The organism is Agromyces subbeticus DSM 16689, from assembly GCF_000421565.1.
GTDB classification, from domain to species: Bacteria; Actinomycetota; Actinomycetes; order Actinomycetales; family Microbacteriaceae; genus Agromyces; species Agromyces subbeticus.
The window spans coordinates 429254-448960 of the sequence record NZ_ATXG01000001.1 but is presented as its reverse complement, the minus strand read 5'-3'; the positions used below and the strand labels follow the sequence as shown (position 1 = coordinate 448960).

The 19707-nt window shown below is 68.5% G+C and carries 9 protein-coding genes; 1 reads left to right on the top strand and 8 read right to left on the bottom strand.

Annotation, left to right across the window (positions count from 1 at the left end; all coding sequences use genetic code 11):
- Positions 1–70: 70 nt before the first annotated feature.
- A complete protein-coding gene (locus H521_RS0102020; RefSeq protein WP_211215457.1) occupies positions 71–2422 on the bottom strand; it encodes a family 43 glycosylhydrolase in 2352 nt (783 codons plus the stop codon).
- A gap of 186 nt (positions 2423–2608) precedes the next feature.
- Positions 2609–5551 (bottom strand): beta-xylosidase family glycoside hydrolase, encoded by a 2943-nt coding sequence (locus H521_RS20995; RefSeq protein WP_051159124.1) that lies wholly within the window; start codon positions 5549–5551, stop codon positions 2609–2611.
- A 212-nt stretch (positions 5552–5763) separates the two neighbouring features.
- On the opposite strand from H521_RS20995, the gene H521_RS0102010 reads away from it, so the two are divergent.
- A complete protein-coding gene (locus tag H521_RS0102010; protein WP_022891361.1) occupies positions 5764–6804 on the top strand; it encodes a LacI family DNA-binding transcriptional regulator in 1041 nt (346 codons plus the stop codon).
- Between the two features lie 3 nt (positions 6805–6807).
- Here H521_RS0102010 and H521_RS20990 read toward each other — a convergent pair whose 3' ends face one another.
- From H521_RS20990 to H521_RS24830, 6 genes are all read right to left on the bottom strand, one after another.
- Complete coding sequence (locus tag H521_RS20990; protein ID WP_022891360.1) at positions 6808–8490, bottom strand: AbfB domain-containing protein; 1683 nt, start codon at positions 8488–8490, stop codon at positions 6808–6810.
- Positions 8487–11135 (bottom strand): immunoglobulin-like domain-containing protein, encoded by a 2649-nt coding sequence (locus H521_RS20985; RefSeq protein ID WP_022891359.1) that lies wholly within the window; start codon positions 11133–11135, stop codon positions 8487–8489. Before H521_RS20985 ends, H521_RS20990 begins: the two co-directional genes overlap by 4 nt.
- A gap of 100 nt (positions 11136–11235) precedes the next feature.
- Positions 11236–13392, bottom strand: coding sequence for a family 43 glycosylhydrolase (locus H521_RS24835; RefSeq protein ID WP_022891358.1), 2157 nt, complete (start codon positions 13390–13392; stop codon positions 11236–11238).
- A 181-nt stretch (positions 13393–13573) separates the two neighbouring features.
- Positions 13574–14632 (bottom strand): DUF916 domain-containing protein, encoded by a 1059-nt coding sequence (locus tag H521_RS20975; RefSeq protein ID WP_022891357.1) that lies wholly within the window; start codon positions 14630–14632, stop codon positions 13574–13576.
- 4 nt (positions 14633–14636) lie between these two features.
- Positions 14637–15272 (bottom strand): hypothetical protein, encoded by a 636-nt coding sequence (locus H521_RS0101985; RefSeq protein WP_026481785.1) that lies wholly within the window; start codon positions 15270–15272, stop codon positions 14637–14639.
- A gap of 249 nt (positions 15273–15521) precedes the next feature.
- The gene (locus H521_RS24830; protein WP_022891355.1) at positions 15522–19679 is read right to left on the bottom strand and encodes a beta-L-arabinofuranosidase domain-containing protein; all 4158 of its coding nucleotides are present in this window, start codon (positions 19677–19679) and stop codon (positions 15522–15524) included.
- Between the last annotated feature and the right edge of the window lie 28 nt (positions 19680–19707).

The following is a 19707-nucleotide window of genomic DNA, read 5'->3' as shown; positions in this document are numbered from 1 at the left end:
GGCAGCCCGCGCCCCGGGTTCCCCTCACTCGATGAGCGAGGAGAGCGAGGGCGCTGGCCGCCGCGCTCACTCAGCCACAGGACCGCGCTTCGTAGGGCGCACTCAGCGATACGGCAGTCGGCACACCGTCAACGGTCGCGGTCGCATTCACGACGATCGCGGCGGCCGGCACGGTCTGCTGACGAGTGGTGAACGCGTGCACCGCGTTCTTCCCGGGCGCAACCGATGCGATCGACTTCGTGCCGAACGACGACTCGAAGACGACCGAGACCGGCACGTCCTCGTGGTTCCTCGCCTGCACCGTCACAACCGCCTTGCCGGCGATGCATCGGGTGCCGGCGGTCACCGCGACGTCGAGCGACGGAGCCGCCTCGCCCTCGGTGAACGCCAACGTGTCGACCTCGAACAGGTCGCCGGCGGCGCCGCTGTAGGTGAAGTAGACGTCGTGCGTGCCCGTCGCCCCCTCGAGGTCGGCGGTCACCTCGGTCCATGCACCGGTCGTGCCATCGACGTCGATCGTGCCCACGACCGCACCATCGGCGGAGTCCAGGCGCACCTGGATCGCACCGCCGGCCTGCAGTGGCTTGACCTTGGCCGTGACGGATGCCGCGCCGTTCTCACCGAACGCCACCGACGACACGCCCGTCCAGTCACCGGCGTCGATGTCCTTCACCACCAGGTTCGGAGCCGAGGCACCGAACTCCGAGGAACCGCCGTCGATCTTGGCCGTCGCGACGCCCTTCGTCCAACCGAGTGTCTCGCCCTCGAACACGCGGAAGGGATCGAAGTCTCGCACCTGGTCGACGCCCGCGTAGGTACCGACCACCTGGTTGACGGTGCCGTCGGCCTTGAACGTCAGCTCCTCGATGTGCGGGCTGCGGTACCCCTGCGTGCTGTCGCCGTTGATGCGCTTGTTCAGCGTCGGCGCGTGATACGTGAAGTAGTACTTGCCCTCGTACTCGAAGACCGACTGGTGGTTGTTGCCGCCGGTGCCCGATCCGAAGAACTGGGACTGGTTCGGGAACATCACGCCGGCGTACGCCTCCTTCGGCCACGACATCGGATCCTCCGACATCATGTAGCCGATCTGGCCGCCGCCCGGGTACCCCGGCAGCGGAGTCTGGCTGCCGCCGAAGTCGGTTCCCCCGAAGTGCGACGAGTACGAGAGGTAGTACTTCTCTCCACGCTTGAACACCTGCGCCGCTTCGAAGGCGACCGGCGCGTCGACGACGGCGGCGGTGCCCTCCGTCGAGATCATGTCGTCGCCGAGCTCGATGACGCGGATGTTCTTCGGGTTGTTGAAGCGCTCAGCGGCCGGCATGCTCGTCGAAGCAGGGCCGCCGCCGAAGAAGAGGTACTCCTCGCCGTCGTCGTCGACCAGCGGCGCGGGGTCGAAGAGCCATGAGACGCCCTGCGCACCGGGAGTGCTGCTGTTGATCAGCGTGCTCGTGCGCTCACTCGTCCACGGGCCCAGCGGGCTCGTACCCGTGAGCACATTGCTCGATCCACCGCCGTTGGCGTAATAGAGGTAGTACTTCTCCACGCCGTCGACGACCTGCTTGGCCATGCCCGGGGCCCACGAGTTGTTCGTGAACGGGGCGACGCCGTTCGGTCCGGCGACCTGGATCTCACCGTGATCGGTCCAGTTCACCATGTCGGTCGACGAGATGAGCGTCACCTGGTTGATCGCCCCGTAGTTGATCTGCGGAGAGACTCCGGTGACCGGGTTGGGGGCGTAGCCCTGGGTGTCGTTCGTCATGTACATGTACACGCGACCCTTGTCGACGAAGCCGAAGCCATCGGCCCCGAACTTATGGCCGAGCAGGGGGTTGTGGTCACCGGGAAGCCGGCCTTCGACCTCGACGGTCCTCGACGGCGGCGGGGGTGGCGGCGCGCCGACCATCGACACGTCGTCGAGGGTGAAGTCCATCAGGTGCGTGTCGGGCGCGGTCGACGGCGTCTGCGTCCACGGCGTCTCGAAGAAGACGCGGGCGGTCGCCACGCTCTGCCCGGCCGGGATGGTGAAGGTGCCGTTGATGTACGCCCACTGCCCCTTCGTCGCCGTGACGCTGACGAGGTTCGTGTACGTGCTTCCGCCGTAGTGCATCGTGGCGAAGAACTGCTTCGTCGCGGGCCCGTTGGCGTTGTCGTACTTGATCCTGGCCTTGAGCGTGTAGGTCTGCCCGCCCGTCACCTTGCCGGTCAGGTCCTGCATCGGGCCCGAGCCGGTGGTGGCGCGCCCGGTGATGACGGCCGCGCTCGATCCCGAGTAGGCATCGGTCGTCGTGGCGAGGGTACCGCCGTCGGTTCCGTTGCCGTTGTTCACGATCCAGTTGGTCGTGCCGTTCTCGAAGCCGCCGTTCAGCACGAGCTCTTCGTCGGCGGCGTACGATGTCGTCGTCGCAGCGAATGATGCGGTCATCAACGCCGCCAGGGCGAGACCGGCCATGGTCCGCCTCGGCATGCGTCTGCGCCGTTCCTGTTGCAGTTCCACGAATCCTCCTTGATTTAGTGTCGTGGGACGTTGGAGCCCCGGTCCCGAGGTGTCAGCCTCGGGACCGGGTTCCGAGCGGCACGGACCCGGGTCGACCGGGCCCGCCCGCCCAGATCACTGGCACGCGCGGGCCGGGTATCCGGCCTCGCTCTCCATCGAGACGGATTCGCCGTCGATGGTCGCCGAGAAGCGAGCGGATGCCGCTCCCGCGGGCACGCTCGTCAGTCGGGTCGTGAATGCATGCACCGCGTTCTTGCCGGGGGCGATCGACGCGAAGGACCTGCTGCCGTACGGCATCTCGAAGGCGACCGAGATCGGCACCTCCTCCGCATTGGTCGCGTGCACCGTGATGACCGCCTTTCCGGCCACGCAACGGGTGCCGGCCGTCAGTTCGACATCGATCGACGGGGCGGGCGCCTGCAGCGTCCCGAGGCGGGCGAGTTGAAAGCTGAGCGCTCGCTCGGGTGCGTCGATCTGGTTCTGGGTTCCGACCGCTGCAGCCGCGACCGTTCGTGCTTCGGCGAGCGCGTCGAGCATCGCTGCCCACGCGTCGACGGGGTAGTCCGCCGAGTCGAGTGATTCGGCGTAGGCGATCGCGGCATCGAGGTCGCCGTCGTCGAGCGGCTGGTTCTGCGAGGTCAGCGTGTCGCTCAGCAGGAAGCGGTCGAAGTCGACGTGGCCGCCGGACTGCTGCGTCGCGTAGTTGAACAGGCCGACGCGGTGTCCCATGAAGTGCGTGAGCCCGCCGTCGAGCCGGAGCGGCCCGACGGCGTCGCCGAAGGTGGTCCACTCGAGCCCGTCGAGGCTGTACGAGAAGGTCGTGAAGAGCTGGCCCGGAGTCCGGGCGAAGTCCAGGTCCGCCTTCAGGTGCACCTCCGTGGCATCCCCGAGTGCCGCCGAGCGGCCCGGGAGGAAGCTCTCGACCGCCGACTGGTCGATCGACGCGGCGAAGGGCTGGCCGCGATGGACGATCCCCACCGTGCTCGCACCGTTCACGCGCTCGACCGCGATGTAGGAGAAGTCGCGGTTGTACGCCGCAAGACCGGCGACGTCGCCGTCGTTCATGCCCGAGATGTCGAGCTTCGTCTCGACCGACTGCCGGGGTCCGAACGTGCGCTGCGAGAGCGTGTTGCGAGCCTCTTCGAGCCACGTGAGCTCGCCGCCGGAGCCGCGATGCGTGTACGCACCGGTCACGACCTTGCCCGCCGTCATCCGCAACCAGCCCTCGCGATCGGTGAGCGACCAGTACCGATTGTCGGGCGAGTGGTTCCACTCCCATGCGAGGTCGAGGTTCGACCCGTTCGGGGCGATCTCGTCGGCATGCGGCACCTCGGTGGTGACCGGGCGTCCGACGAGTGACACGTCGTCGACCGCGAAGTCCATGAGGTGCGTGTCGGGGGCGGTCGACGGCGTGCTCGTCCACGGGGTCTCGATGAAGATCCGCACGTCGGAGAGGGCCTGGGATGCCGGAATCGTGAACGAACCCGACACCCTGCCCCAGCTCCCGCGAGTCACGGCCGTGGCGGGCGAGAGGTTGGTGAAGGTCGCGCTGCCGCCGCCGTAGCGGGCGGTGATGAGGAACTGCTTGGTCGCCGGGCTCGCAGGGTTGTCGTACTTGACCCATGCCGAGACGTCGTACGTGACGCCGTGCTGCACCTTGCCGGTGACGCTCTGCGCGGGCCCCGATCCCGTGGTGCTCCGCGCAGTGACCGCGATGGCCGTCGAGCCGGTGTGCGCGTCGGTGGTCGTCGAGAGTGTCGCGCTGTCGTTGGCCGTCCAGCCCTCGGTGGTTCCGGACTCGACGCCGGGATTGCCGAAGAGCTCGACGCCGATCAGCGTCTCGTCGAAGTCGGGTGCCGTCGGCAGCGTCCACTGCTCGTCCTGGTACGACCGGTGCGGCGCGTCGTTGTCGAAGTCGTCGGACGCGACGACGCTCTTGAGCCGCTCGAAGCGCTCCTGCTCAGGGGTGAGGTCGATCGGCTTCTCGAAGACTCCGTCGACCGGCACGACGCCGTTGTTGCCGAAGGTCGGCCAGCCGTCGCTCCAGGTCGCGGGGATCAGCGCCGGAATGCGGCCGATCGGAAACGTGTCGCGGAAGAAGAAGCCGTACCAGTCGTCATCACCCGCGTCATTCGAGATGGGCACGAGACTGCCCTGCGCGAATCCGTTGGAGTTCAGCACGCCACGGGACTCGTAGGGCGCCGGTGTCGCCGAGAGGCGCCCGAGCAGTTCGGTCGAGCGGAACATGGCGACCTGTCGACCGCTGCTCGGCCACGTGATCATCACCACGTAGTAGTAGCCGTCGATGAAGAACGCCTGGGCGCCCTCGAAGAGCCCGTTGCTGCCGACGTACGGCTGGCTCGCGTAGTCGCTGCGCTGGATGAAGTTCGGAAAGTCCTGCTCGATCGCGGTCAGCGTCGGGTTCAGCCGCACGGCGCTGACGCCGCCGTAGATGATGTACGGCGTTCCGCCGTCGGCGTCGTCGAAGAACAGCGAAGGGTCGTGGAGGCTACGGCCGAGGGCCACTCTCGTCCACGCCCCGTTCTCGATGTCGTCGGTGCGGTAGAGGTAGGCGCCGCCCAGGTTCAGCGAGTTGATGAGCACGTAGAAGGTGCCGTCATGGAAGCGGAGCGACGACGCCCACTGCCCCTGCCCGTAGGAGTTCGAACCGTTTCGCAAGGAGGCGGCATCGCCGATGTCGAGGCGGTCGAACGCGTAGTTCACGATCTCCCAGTTGACCAGGTCGTACGACTTCATGATCGGTGCACCCGGGCTGAGCTGCATCGTCGTGCTGATCATGTAGTAGATGTCGCGGCCTTCGTCGTTCTGCGATGCGGGAACGCGTTCGACGCTCACATCCGGAACATCTGCGTTGAGCAGCGGAACCGTGTACGTCCCGTCGCCCGTGTCGGTCGACGTGTACGACGAATCGGGACTCCATTCGTCGGCGGCCTGCGCGGTACCGGCGGTCGCGGCGAAGCCGGAGCCGGAGCCGACCAGCAGACCCGCGGTGACGAGCGAGACGACCCGCCGAGCCAGCACTCCACACGTGCTCATCTGCGATCTCCTTCGATTGCGAACAGGCCGGATTCGATGCAGAGTTGATCGATAAACTCCCGAGCGGCCCTCGGATGTTACCGCGAACATTCGAGCGGTGGCAAGACCGTTCGCAGAGCCTCGTGGTCGTGCTCACGTCACGAGCGCCCACGTCGGGCGCTCGATCCCCCGCCTCTGTGCGGACGGAGCCGGGCGAGTGGGAGGATGGGGGCATGCCCGGGCGCGACCGCATGAACGTCACCATGCAGGACGTCGCTCGGCACGCGGGCGTTTCGCCGCAGACCGTGTCGAACGTCGTCAACGGGCGCTCGGCACGCGTCGGCGACGAGACGCGGGTGCGGGTGATCGAATCCATCACCCAGCTCGGGTACCGCCTGAACCAGTCGGCGCGCTCACTTCGGCGTGGCCGCACGGGCATGGTCGGGCTCGCCATCCCGACCTTCGACTCGGAGTACTACGGTGCGCTCGCGCAGGCCCTGAACGACCGATTCGCCGAGCGCGGGCTGCGACTCGTGACCGAGAACACCGGCGGCGCCGTGCGCGCCGAGGTCGAGTCACTCGCGTCGTCGCACCTCGATTCGTACGACGGCTTCGTGCTCGCGCTCGCCGCCGGCGATACCCCGCATTTCGATCGCATCAGCATCGACAAGCCCGTCGTGCTCCTCGGCGAGCGCGCACTGTCGAGTCGATTCGACCACGTGCTCATGGACAACGAGGGCGGCGCTCGGCTGGCGACCAGGCTCCTGTTGAAGACCGGAGCGCGCGCGATCGTCGCCCTCGGCGGCGTGCACGACGATGAGGAGTCGATGCCCGGGCTCCGCACGCGCGGGTACGCCGAGGCGCATGCCGAGATCGGCAGAGACCTCGACCCGGCTCTCGTCCTCCCGTCGACGTTCGACGCCGAAGGCGGGCACGGCAGCATCCGCGCCCTGATCGCATCGGGGCGGCGGTTCGATGCCGTCTTCGCCGTCACCGACGGCCTGGCCGTCGGCGCGCTCCGAGCGCTGGCAGACGCCGGCCTCCGCGTTCCCGAAGACGTGCAGGTGGTGGGGTTCGACAACACGACCGCGAGCCGGTACACCGTGCCGCGCCTGACCACCGTGGAGCCCTCGAACGAGGCCAGGGCCGAGACGGTGGCCGAATTGCTCGTCTCGCGCCTGCAACACCGCGATGGCGTGCTGGAACGACGCGTCGTCGTGCATCCGGCATCGGTCGTCGAGCGCGAGTCGACCCGTCGCGCGCCCAGCGCCTGATCGTCAGTCGACCAACCGGAAGGTCGCGTCCGCTCGATCCTGATCGTTCGCGATCGGATCGATCCACAGCTGGAAGTTGCGATGACGCAGGTACCGGTCGGCGAAGTTGTGCGAGCGGAAGGAGCTGAGCATCGAGTGCCCGAGCCCGGTGACCGGCACGAACGTCGCGTCCGCCGCGAACAGCGACGAACCATCGCTCTGGTGCGCGACGATCCTGAAGGAGCTGTGCCGCAGGTAGGTGCCCGGCTGTTCGACAGACTCGAACGACACGCGGCCGTCGGCCGTGCCTGCGAGTCCCGAGACGACTCTGAAACGCGAGACGCCGAGCACCGGGTCGGCGGCGAGCGCAGCCGACCCCGCCGAGGCCGCGACGTAGTGACCGGGATGCGTGAACGCCTGCAGGCGCGAGACGCGCTCGCCGACGGTCACGGCCGCAGCGGTCAGCGTGCCGAAACCGAGCTGGTCGTACCCGCCCGACTCCTGACCGTAGTCGCCGCCGCCGCCCTCGGCGCGAACGAGTTGCACCATCTGCGCGGTCCACGGCGCCGCGAGACCGCGCCGCCCGGCGTAGTGCCCGAGGATCGCCTCCCACACGGGCCTGAGCTGCCCGCGCGATCCGGCGCCCACGACGGTCTGGGTCTGCCAGCCGACATGCCCGGCCGTCGTGTTCGGGCCGGTCTGCCAGCTGTACGGCGTGAACGGCACGTCATTGCCCAGGTTGTACTTGGCGACGTACTCGGCCGCCTTCAGGAACCGGTTGTCGTCGGCGCCCCACAGGTCGATCCCCTGGTTCCACGCCATCTCGCAGATCGCGCCCATGAGTCCCATGCCCATCATGGTGTGGCCCTGGTCGCGCCCGCTCTCCTGCCATTGCGCGAGGCCCTCGTCGGCGTAGACGAACGGCACCGCGTGCGGCAGCGAACCGTTGCCGGCACCGTTGTGGAAGTAGTCGACCGCTCGATCGACGAGGTCGTCGCGGTCGGCGAAGATCCCGATCGCGAGGATCGACGCCATGTTGCACAGGTCCCAGTTCGCCCAGTAGTTCGTGATCACGGCGTTGTTGTGGAAGGTCAGGAACTGCTCGTTCATCGGGTGGAAGACGTTCAGCAGCATGTCGCGGAACGCCGTCAGCTCGAAGTCGCTCCGCTCGCGCACGAGCTCCGCGGCGTTCGCGAACTGGTACCCGTAGATGCCCGCCGCGAGGAAGCGGTCGGCGTTTCCGCCGACCGCGACGAGCGACGACGACCAGGCGTTGAGGATGCGCACGGCGGCCGCGCCGTGCTCCTCGATGCCGGTCGCCCGCCACCGCAGTGCGTTCTGGTAGGCGGCGTGGATGTCGTAGGCCATCTGCATGTAGTTCTGGCCGGTGCCGCCGCGGATCACCGTCGCGAGCGGCCGCGGGTTCCACCCGGGGTTGCTGCGCCCGTTGGCAGCGAGGCGTTCGTATCCCGAGTACCACGGCTGGGAGTGCGCAGCGATGCGAGTGGCCAGGTCGCCGAGATCGGATGCCGTGTGCAGCAGTCCCGGATGCGCGTACGTGGAACCGCCCAGCGAGGTGATCGCCATGCGCGGGGCCACGGCTCTTCCGGCGACGGCCTGCGCTGGGCTCGCTGCCGCGCCCGCCGCCGCGACGGACGCCGCGAACAGCGCCCCTCCGAGCACGTTCCGACGGGTGAGCGCGGTCATCTGCAGCTCCTTGCGTCGTACGACGCACTGCCGTCGTAGCTCGCGGTGCTCGCCGTCGCCGTGACGCCGACGAACCCAGCGCCGAGATTCGGCTGCCTGGTCGAGATCGCCTGCGAGACCGTCTTGCCGGGTTGCACGCCGGTGAACGTCTTCGAGCCGTACGCCGTCGTCACCGTGACATCCGCTGGCCTGGTGTCGGCGTTCTTCGCGGAGGCGACGATCGTGACCTTGCCTGCGACGCAGCGGGTGCTCGCACTCACCTCGATCGCGAGATCGGGGTTCGTGCCGACGCCGGCGTAGGCGAACATGACGCGCTGGTACTCCTCGGCGGTGATCGGCAGGATGCCGCCGTGGCGCTTCTTGAGGGTGCCGAGGTTCACCCCGCTCGCCTTCGACCAGACCGACGCCGACGTCGAGGCGAGGTCGGTCGTGCGGAACGGCAGGTATCCGCGGCCGGTGGCGTACTGGTCGGCGAGCAGGCCGTAGAGCTGCTCGGCGGCGCCGCGGTCGTCGTCGTTGTACGCGAAGAACTCGGGGCCCTCGAGGCACGCACCGGTGTAGTTGCCACCGCCCGAGCAGGTGCCGCTGCCGCTCAGGATCGACTGCAGCGTGCCGACGAGCACCCACTCCTGCTCGGTGCCGCTCGGCTTCGCGGTCGCCGAGGTGGTGACCGCGTCGAGCTTCTTCGAGCGCTCGATGGTGATCTCTCCGTCGCCCGACGCCCGGTAGAACCAGTCGCCGACCTTGATCACCGTGGTGTCGATGATGGAGTGCGAACGGTCGATCCACTTGACCGGGGTCGAGAAGGTGGTGAAGTCGCGGGTGGTCGAGAGGTAGACGTCGACGCTGTCGCCGAGCTCGGTGTTGCCGTCGGCGCGAGTCGCCCAATAGACGTAGTACTGCTGGGTCACGTCGTCCCAGATCGCCTCGGGCGCCCAGGCCATGCCCGCGTTGGGGATCTCGCTCGCCACATCGACGAAACGCGGCTCGCTCCAGTCGACGAGGTCGGTCGACTCCCACACGACGAGGAACTTCGAGCCGGTGACGGTCGCGTTGGAGTTGCCCCAGCCGCCGCGGTGGTAGATGCTCAGGTCGGTCGCGATCATGAAGAAGCGGTCGCCCTCGGGTGATCGCACCACGAACGGGTCGCGCACGCCGCCGTCGCCCTGGTCAGCGGCGAGCGACAGCACCGGATCGCCGTTCGCACGAGTGTCGGTGAAGGTCAGCGCGTCGCGACTCGTGGCGATGTAGATCTGCTCGTCGTTCGCGCTGCCTTCGGTGCCGGTGAAGTGCGCGAAGAGGTAGTCGGTGGTCTTCGCGAGCGGCGTCGACTTGCGCACCGTGAGCGGGATCTCGCGGGTGGCGACGGCGTCACCGTTCGTCGCGGTGACTGTGAGCACGACGGTCGTGTCGACCGTCGTGGGCCTCGTGACGACGCCGGGCGCGACAGTGTCGGTGCCCTCGACATCGACGATCGCGGCATCCGACGAGTTCCAGCTCAGCGTCGAGCCGAACCGCTCGCCGGTCGTCGGCAGCGTGAGGTCGCCGCGCACGTCGTCGGCGTTCGCGAGGGCGATCGCGTCGACGTCGCGCTGGGCCGCCTCTGCGGCGGTCGGCGCCGCGAGCACCGTCACCGAGAACTGCTTGGTCGCGATCGTGCCGCGCACAGTGGCGGTGCCCGTGAGGGTCACGACCGTGTCGGATGCCGGTTGGCTGATCGTGCCGTCGGCGGCCACGATTCCCGTGGGCGACGACGACCAGATCACTCCCCCGGTCGTCGGCAGCACGAGGTCGGTCTCGATAGCAGCGAGGTCTTGCTCGTTCACAGCGTCGAGGTCGAGCGCGGCGGCCGTCTCGTTCGCCGCAGCCTGCGCGTCGGTCTCGGCGATGGTGCCGAGTTCGGCGGCGGTGAGCGCCTCGGTGTAGACCCGGAACGACGAGACCCCGCCCTGGTACAGCGAGTCGGCGGCGTAGGCGCTCTTGCCGAGGAAGTTCATCGTGTGCGTCGTGAGATCGCTGAGGTTCGTGGTCGAGTTCGTCTTCTCAGCAACGAGCGCGCCATCGATGTAGAGCCGCAGCGTGGAGGTCGTCCCGTCGGCGTTCTTCGCGATCGTCGCCGCGACCGACTGCCACCGGCCTGCGGCGAGCTTCGTCGTCGAGGTCACCGATTGCTCACCCGACCAGTTCGTCTTCGAGATCGCCAGCCGCGGCGCGACCGGCTGGATGAAGAACTGACCCGTGCCGCCCTCGCCCGAGCCGCCGATGTTCCACAGGAACTTCGCCCCGCTGAGCGCGGCCGGGTTCGTCTCCACGACGATCGTCGCGGCCGACTGCCCCGCGAGCAGACCGTCGGGCAGCTTCACGTGGTTCGACCCGTTCAACTGCAGGAACCCGCCGCGCCACGCCTCACCGCCGACGACCGCGCCATCGTGCTCGCTGCCCGAGAGATCATGGGCGACCGTGCCCGACGACTCCGAGAAGTCGTACGAGGCGATCAGCGAGCCCGGAGTGACGGCGGTCGCCGCGCCCGAGCCCGCCAGGGCGAGGCTGCCCGCCGCGAGCAGCGCGCCCGTCGCGCCAGCGACCCACCGCCGCGCGCGATGCGTTGCAGGTGCCTTCGTTCGAATCGGTGTCTCTCGAATCATCGGTGATCCTCCGGAGTGGTGTGTTCGCGCCGGTTGGCGCGGTGGGCTGCTGGTGCTGGTGTCGTCAGTGCGGTGCTGCATGGCTGACCGGCCCTCGCCGTCAGCCGCAACTGCGGGCGGCGTACGCGACCTCGAGCGGCCCGGGCGCCGAAGCATCCGTCGCGGTCGTGGTGATCGTCACCGTGCCCGCGGGTATCGACGCGAGCCGGCTCGAGAAGGCCGTGCTGCTCGAACCGCCGGCGGCGAGCGCAGCGAGTTCCTTGGTGCCGTACGCCGTCTCGATGCCGACGTCGACCGGCCCCGCGGCTGCGCCCGACGCATTCGCGGTGGTGACCACGAGCACGACCCTGCCTGCGGCGCACCGCGTGGATGCCGCGGCCGTCACCTCGACAGGGCTCGCGATCGGCTGCGGCGCGACGCTCGTGAGGGTCGGCTGCACCGTCTGGAACAGTCCGTCGGGGCCGATCGTGAGCTTGTCGATCGTCGTCTCACGGTGGGTGCCGTCGCCGTTCGGCATGGCGAAGCGGTGGTAGGCGATGTACCAGTCGTCGGTGCCGGGCACGTTGACGATCGAGTTGTGGCCGGTCGCCTTGATGCCGAGCGAGAGATCCTTCTGCAGGATGACCCCGCGGTAGGTCCACGGGCCGTGCACGCTCGTCGAGGTGGCGTAGCCGACCCGGTAGTTCTCGGACCCGGTGTCGTCGATCGAGTAGGTCAGGTGGTACAGCCCGTCGCGGTGGTTCACGAACGTTCCCTCGCGGAACGAGGTAAGCCCGCTGATCCGTGCGATCGTCCCCGGCTTCAGCGACAGCATGTCGTCGCTCAGTTCGGCGTAGACCGGGCTGCCGTTGCCCCAGAACAAGTAGTACTTGCCCGACACGGGGTCGAGGAACGCGGATGGGTCGATGGCCTGGCCCGAGGTGACGGACTCGTTGTTCAGGATCATCGCGGTGGGCTGCGCGGTGAACGGCCCCTCGGGACTGTCGGCCACGGCCACGCCGATCGTCTTCCGGTTCAGGGCCGCGTTGTGGCCGCTGAAGTAGAAGAAGTACCTGCCGTCGCGTTCGATGATCGTCGGCGCCCACGCGTTTCCGCTCGCCCACGGCACGTTTCCGTTGACGCCGTCGAGGGTGAGGAAGGGCTCCGCCGAGCGGGTCCAGTTCACGAGGTCGGGCGACTTCCACACGTAGAAGTCCTTGCCACCCCAGCCCGGGGTGCCGTCTGTCGTGGCGTAGAGGTAGTAGGTGTCACCGAAGACCGCGATGTTCGGGTCGGCGTACAACCCGGGCAGCACGGGACTCTTCATCTCCTGTGCCGAGAGCGTCCAGGTCGCCGTCGCCCCGCCGGGCGCAGTCAACGTGTACGTGACCGGCGCGCGGAGGTCGACGATCTCGCCCGACGCGGGCGAGACGGTCACCCCGGCGGCGGCGGTGAAGGTCGGCGCGAGCGCCGAGGCATCCGTGCCCGGTCGCAGCGGCAGGATCGCCGTGCGGCCCGCGCCGTTCACGATCGGAGCGATCTTCAGCGCCGACGGGTCGTTCAGCGACACGTCGGTCAACTGGTCGGTCGCGCCGGCGTTGGTGAGCACCTCAGAGGCGGTGAGCGCCCGATCGAACACCCGCACCTCGTCGAACGAGCCCTGGAAGTACCCGTCGGCCGCATAGAACGACTTGCCGAGATAGCCGAGCAGGTTGGAGCCCAGCCCCGACACGGTGGTGCCGAGTGCGGCGTTCTCGCCGAGCTTCGCCCCGTCGACGTAGACGGTCATCTTCGCGCCGTCGAACACGAGGTCGTAGTGGTGCCACGACCCGCTCGCAACCGTGCCCGTCACGGCCGACTCGCTCTGCCACGACGCATTCGTGATCGCGCTGCGCACGTCGGCGCCCCGCACCCGCAGAAAGGAGTACCTCGTCGAATCGGCGCCGAAGGCGAAGGTGAAGAAGTTGCCGCTCGTCTTCTCGCTCTTCACGTCCATCGACACCGTCATGGCGTCGCGTCCGTCGAAGAAGCCCTGCGGGAAGGCCGCGAAGCCGTTCGCGGAACCGTCGAGGCGCAGCACCTGGCCTCGATCGGCATCGGTCACGAGGGCGGCGGTGCCCGAGGCGGTGAGGTCCGCCGCGCCGACCGAGTCGTGCAGGGTGCCATCGTCGAACGCGTAGGCGGCGATCGGCTGCGGAGAGGCCGGCTCCTCTGCCGCCGCCGGCAGCGATGCGCCGAGCGACGAGGCCAGTGCGGCCCCGACGACGAGGGATGCCACGGTTGTCAGCCTGCGATCACGACGTGCAGCGGGTGACGTCGTTCGAATGGGTGTCTCTCGAATCATCGGTTGCCTCCAGTGCAGACGGGCACGCCGGCGAGGCGTGCAGAACGAGCGCCACGAGGCATCCATCGGCCTCTGCGCGGAACCGCGAGTCGAAACAGCGAGCCCTCGGGGCAAGCTAGGAAGTCGCTTCCAGCCCTCCTGCGGCCGAGTCCTGGCGGCCCGCTTCACGGGCCTGGGCGAGCAGCATGTCGAAGCGGCGCTTCGAGCGCCCGCGGCGCCAGACGAGCGCCACGATGATGAGGGCGAGCCCGATGAGCACCAGCAACTGGGACCACGGCACCGCCCACACGAAGATCGAGGTCGAGGCCGGGGCGACCTCGGCGGTGTCGCCGCCGACCGTGGTGACGGTCGGCGAGACGACGATCTCGCCCGCGAATCCGAAGAGCGGCCAGACCCCGTCGAGGTCGGCTGTGAAGGTGTGGTGCTCGCCGGGCAGGATGTCCTGCTGGCGCTCGGCGTCGGCGGGGAAGGCGACCTGCCTGCCCGCGATGTCGACGGTGCCGCCGACCGAGAGCCGCACGTTGCCCTCGTTCACCACGTCGAACGACACGGCGATGTCGCCGGGATGCAGGGGGTTCCACGACGTGCGGTAGTCGGCGACGACGTGCTGCACCGAGAAGACGGGCTCGAGCTCGCCCGTCACCTGCGTCATCACTCGGAACCCGACGCGGCTCTCGACGCCGACCGCTGCCCCGTCACCAGAACTCGTCGACATGACGGAAGCGGCGATGCCGGCCGCGTGGTCGCCGGGTTCGGCGTTGTCGGGCACGGTCACGGTGAACGGCACCACGACGGTGCCGGCGGGGGCGACGGTGACCGATTCCGGCAGGCTGATCCAGGTGCCCGCGCCGACGGACTGCTCCCCCGACGGCAGCATGTCGAAGCGACCGTTGTCGTTGTAGAAGCCGTCGGCCGCCGACAGCGCGAACGTGACCTCCTCGGCGCCGAGGTTGCGCACCGCGAGGAAGTCGTCGACGCTCGCACCCGGGTCGATCTCGTGCTCGACCGAGAAGCGCCCGTCGGGCCCGGAGGCATCCGACGGCGTGACCGACCACGACACGGGTGCCGCCTCTTCAGCGGCGGCAGGGCCCGCGGCCGCGAGCACGCCACCGACGCCGACCGCGAGTGCGGCGGCGACGGCGGCGAGCGCGCGGCGGAGACGAAATCGGTTCACGTGCTTAGAGCGCGTCCTCGAAGAGCGACAGCGTCAGCGTCGAGGTGTAGGCACCGGGAGCGACATCGACCGCGGTCTTCAGCACGAGACCGGCGTTGGCGGTCCACTGGCCGGCGGTGGCCGCGGCCTGCGAGTCGGTCAGGTTGAGCGCCAGCAGCTCTTCGCCGACGAGGCCGACGTTGTTCGGCGTCGTGGGGTCGAGCGAGGTGTCGACGGCGGGGCCTTCGACCACGTCGTCGGCATTGGCCGGGTTCACGAGTGCCGGCGCCCAGCCGAGGTGGTCGGCGGTGATGTCGGGCTGGCCGGTCGCCCCGACGAAGCTGCTCGCCTGGCCCGTGACGTACCAGAACACGCCCGCCGGCACGTCGGTGCGAGTGTCGGTGACCGTGACGTTCGGCAGCGTGCCGGTGAACTGACGGTACGAGGCGTTCGAGCCGGTCTCGGCGAGGCTCGTGGCGTTGGCGGCGACCGTGAGGCTCAACGCGCCGTTCTCGACGGCTGCGATGTCGACGTTCACGTCGACGTCGGATCCGCTCGTGGGGTCGGGGTAAGCAGCGAACGCCGCGCTTCCGACGCCGACGAGCATGAGCCCGCCGAGCACTCCTGCTGCGGTACGCAGTGCAGCACCTTTGCTGATCATGTTGTCTCCAGTTTCCTCGGTCGGCGCATGCCGAGCCGTTCCGTCGTGCAGCAGGGTGCTGACACGATCGCAGTGGTGGCTCTGGTCGCGACCGAGGTCGGCGTCCTTGCCGGGTACGGGCCTTCGGGGGGCCACGTGTTCGTTGCAATGTTAGCGGGAACATTCCTAGAGTAGAGATGGTTCCAAGCACCGTCAAGGCGTCGCGTGCGTCTCATCTGCATGGTCTCCTGTTCCGTCGCCGTGGTCTGTTCAGCCGCAGTTGCGCGCCGCATATGCGGCCGCGATCTCCGTCGAGCGCGGTGCGCCGTCGACCGTCGCGGTCGCCGTGACCGTCACCGCACCGGCGTCGATCGACGCGGCGCGGGTCGAGAAGGCCTTCGTCGCCGAGGCCCCGACGGCGAGCGTTCCGGTCGCGGTGCCATGAGCGGATGCCGCGACGACCTCCACCGGCACGTCGGCGCCGTTCGTCGTCTTCACGACCACCACGACCTTGCCCGCCACGCACCGTGTGCTGGCAACCGCCGACACGGCGAGCTCGGGTTCCGGAGCGGCTCGCACGATCTGCACGGCGTAGGTGACCTTCGTCGTGTGGTCCTGCGCGGACGCCTCGATCGATACGGTCGTCGGGGCATCCCCTGACGCGAGCGCCACCGTGCGCGGCTCGGTGTCGTCGATGAGGATGCCGTCGACGGACACGAGCCCGCTGGGGGTGGCGGGGTCGACGTCGAGCTGCACGCTCGTCGCGTCGAGCGGCACGGTCGCCGTGTACTCGTGCGTTCCCGCGGCCAGAGCGGGCGCCAACGTGCCGCCGGCGACCTCGAGCTTCGAGAGCTCGGGGTCCGTGGCGTAGTGGTTCGTCGACGAGGTGTGCAGGCCGAACAGTCCGCCCACGTAGCTCGTGCCGTTGCTCTGGAACCGCACCGTCACGATGGGGATCTTCTGCCCCGCGGCATCCAGCGCGTACTCGCCCGACTGGTCGCGCTTGTAGCTGTCTTCGGCCTCGATGCCGTCGAGGATCGCCTGCGGGATCTCGTCGTACTGGAGGTACCAGCTCGTCGCTCCGCCGGCGTTCGTCACCCGCTCGTGCTTCAGCAGCACGTCGTTGAGGTACACGTCGAAGGTTCGCCCGTTGTCGCCGCCGTAGTACCTGGCGGCCAGGTAGTTCGCGGGCTGCGAGGGGTCGACGATCATGTCGTACTGGAAGAACGCCCCGGCGGCGGGCGGCGCATGCCGGAAGCTGTTGCCGTTGAACACGCCGACGGTCGAGTTCGAGAACGCGTAGTTCTTGTCGGCCTCGCTGTTGTTGTCGTCGAACGAGGTGAGCGAGTCGATCGTCGTCTCGTCGACGCGCAACTGCTGCTTGTGCTTGAGGATCAGCGCCTGCGCTTCGGCCGAGTCGGGCTGCACGAGCGTCATATAGGTCGCGTAGCGGGCGTCGTAGAGGCTGTAGTACGGCTCGAAGGTGAGGGCTGCCGAGGTCGCGTCGACCCCGTGCAGCTTGAACCGCATGGTGGTCATGCCGTTCGCGTTCACGCCGTCGGCGATGCGCTCGATGTTCGTCTCGGCGTTCGCCTTCCACGCGGCCGCGTCGGCCACGACGACGTTGGAGCTCAGCGACTTGTCGGCGACGCCCATCTGCACGAGCACGCCGGCGGTGTAGCTGGCGTCGACGTTGCTGCGGCTGAGTTCGGTCGCGAGCAGCACCGGGCCGTACTTGAAGGCGACCCAGTTCGGGTTCTCGGTGCCGTCGTCGACGGTGACCTTCGCCGGCAGCGAGTACTCGATCTCGTCACCGCCGGCGACGGGCAGCGTGATGTAGCCGTCGCTCGTGAGGGCGGAGGCATCCGTCACCTCGCCGTTGACCGTCAGCGTCGGGGCCGAGGCGACCCAGCTCGGCACGCGCAGCTTCAGCACGGTGCCGGCCGCGACCGCCCCGCCGTCGAGGGCCGCGACCGTCAGCCGCACGGTCGGGCTCGCCGGCACGTCGGCCGTCTGCGTGAGGCGCAGGTTCTGCGCCGCCGAGCGCAGCTCCGAACTGCGGAACTGATTCACGTACACCGCCGTCGGGTCGGTGAAGTAGATCGAGTCGCCGAGCTTCGTGAAGCTCTCGACACCCGTGCCGTGGTCGCACCAGAACTGGTCGAGCGGAGTGCCGAAAATCTTCGCGTAGCCCGAGGTCTGCGGCTGGAAGTAGGTGACCATGCCCGTCTCTGGACTCTGCGAGGCGAGGATCGTGTTGATGAACGTCGACTCGTAGTAGTCGGCGTACTTCACGTCTTTCGTCACCGCGAACAGGGCATGGCTGAGCTTCAGCATGTTGTACTCGTTGCAGCCCTCGGCGGTGGAGTTCTCGCCGTAGCCCGACGTGACGCCGTTGGTCGCGAACTGGTACAGCGTGTCTGCGCCGTGGAAGTGCTCGGAGTGACTGTTCGCACCGTTGGCGTAGGTGTGGTCGTCGATCACGATCTGCCAGAAGTTCTCGGCCGCCGTGCGGTACATCGGCAGCGCGTCCTTCTCGGCTTGCGTGAGCGTCGCGTAGAGCTCTTCGTCGTCCATGAAGAGCGTGTAGCGCTTGAGTGCGCCGACGAGCTTCGGAATGGTCGTGTTGGCGTGCTTGCCGTTCAACACGTCCTGACCGTTCGCGAGCGCCTGGAAGAGCGGCACCTCGTCGAAGTACTCGGCCGCGCGCTTGTGGTCGGGGCTCCTCGTGATGCTGAAGAGCTCGTAGAGCGCCTCGTTCATGCCGCCGTACTCGGTGTTGAGAATGACGGCGGGGTTCGAGAGCGATGCCGCGTAGTTCTTCACCCACGAGCCGAAGCCGGACGCCACGGAGAGGGCCTTCGCCGACACCTCGGCCGGGGCCTGCTCGTGCGCGTCGATGAGGCCTGCGAGCACCTTGTGCAGGTTGTAGAACGGCACGAGCAGCCCGTCGCGGCCGCTCGGAAGCGCGTTCAGCGGGAACGGCGCGACGTACCCGGCACTGGAGGGATCGGCGGCCGCCCAGGCATCCTGACAGCGCTCGAGGCCTTCGACCGCTGCAGTGAGCTTCGCGAGCAGCTGCGACTTGACCGAGGCATCCGTCGTGGTCGCATAGGCCTGCGACAGGGAGGAGAGGTAGTGGCCGAAGAAGTGGCCCTGGAAGCGGGCGCCGGTCGAGCGCTCCCACCCGCCGTACCCGGTCGCGGTCGTCGGAGTGAGTCCGGCCTGCAGGTACCAGGAGTAGAGGAATTTCTCGGGGTCGAGGCTCAGCAGGTAGTCGATGGTCTTCTGGTTCGCGTTCAGGAGGTAGTCGTCGGCGAGCGTCACGTTCTCGAGGCCGGCGTCCGCGAGGTACTCGGTGGATGTCTCGCCGGCGGGTTGCACCACGAGGTCGAAGTCGCGAGTGACCTCCGCGCTGCCGCCGTAGCTCGCGCTGGCGCTGAGGCGCACCGGGGCCGCCGCGCCGTCGGGGCGGGTGACTCGCGCCATATCGTCGTCGATCGAGATGACCGAATCGTCGGAGGAGGTCCAGGTGATCTCGCTGCCACCGGCGCCGGCGGTCGGCACCGAGAAGTCGACGGCAGCGCTCTCGGGGAGGATGATCGCGTCGAGATCGCCGCGCGCGACGGTCGCCGGGTCGAAGCCGGGGGTGCCTCGTTGGGTGAGCGTCACGACGTCGGCGACGGTGGCGACCCCGTCGAACAGTGCGTAGTCGTCGAGCAGGCCCCTCACGTGCGAACCGTTGTAGGTCGGGCCGTTGTAGCCGATGGTCTTCGTGCTCGTGCTCTCGGCGCCGAGCACGCCCGAAGCGGTCGCGCTCACCGGAATCTTCACGATCGCGGGCTGGCGGATTCCGTTGCGGTAGAACGCCACGGCCTTGCTCTCGTGGTCGTAGCTCGCCACGACGTGGGTCCATTGGCCGGGCGGGAAGAAGGCCGCACGGTCGGCCTCGACCGCGACCTTGTAGGGCTGACCGGCCGAGGGACCGATCGACAGCGCGAGCGGCGTCGTGGCGTTCTCGGAGGTGAGATACCAGCCGTCGGAGTTGTACGTCGTCTTGCTCCAGGCGAAGGTCTGCTCGCCGCTCATCGCGGCGCTCGGGTTGTACCAGTACGAGACGGTGAGGTCCTGCGGCTGCAGGTACGACGCCGTTCCGAGGTTCAGCGCCGTGGCACCGTTGAACGAGAACGCCTGGCCGTCGATGCCGTCGGCGTAGCCGGCGACGCCCTTCTGCAGGCCGACGTTCGCGGCGTTGGCGCTCGAGTCGGCGAGGTCGCCGTCGAAGTTCAGCTCGAGCACCTTGGATGCCTCGATGCTGAGTTCACCCGTTGCGGCGGCAGCGGGCATCGTCGCCGTGACGAGGCCGCCGAAGAGCGCGCCGACGGCGGCGATCGCCGCGATGGCGGTGGTGCGAGCCGATTTCGACATGGGAGTCCTTTTGGAGTGCGGAGAAGGG

Coding starts and splice junctions, on each gene's coding strand:
- H521_RS0102020 (WP_211215457.1), bottom strand. CDS start 2,422: ATGACCGCATCATTCGCTGCGACGACGACATCGTACGCCGCCGACGAA.
- H521_RS20995 (WP_051159124.1), bottom strand. CDS start 5,551: ATGAGCACGTGTGGAGTGCTGGCTCGGCGGGTCGTCTCGCTCGTCACC.
- H521_RS0102010 (WP_022891361.1), top strand. CDS start 5,764: ATGCCCGGGCGCGACCGCATGAACGTCACCATGCAGGACGTCGCTCGG.
- H521_RS20990 (WP_022891360.1), bottom strand. CDS start 8,490: ATGACCGCGCTCACCCGTCGGAACGTGCTCGGAGGGGCGCTGTTCGCG.
- H521_RS20985 (WP_022891359.1), bottom strand. CDS start 11,135: ATGATTCGAGAGACACCGATTCGAACGAAGGCACCTGCAACGCATCGC.
- H521_RS0101985 (WP_026481785.1), bottom strand. CDS start 15,272: ATGATCAGCAAAGGTGCTGCACTGCGTACCGCAGCAGGAGTGCTCGGC.
- H521_RS24830 (WP_022891355.1), bottom strand. CDS start 19,679: ATGTCGAAATCGGCTCGCACCACCGCCATCGCGGCGATCGCCGCCGTC.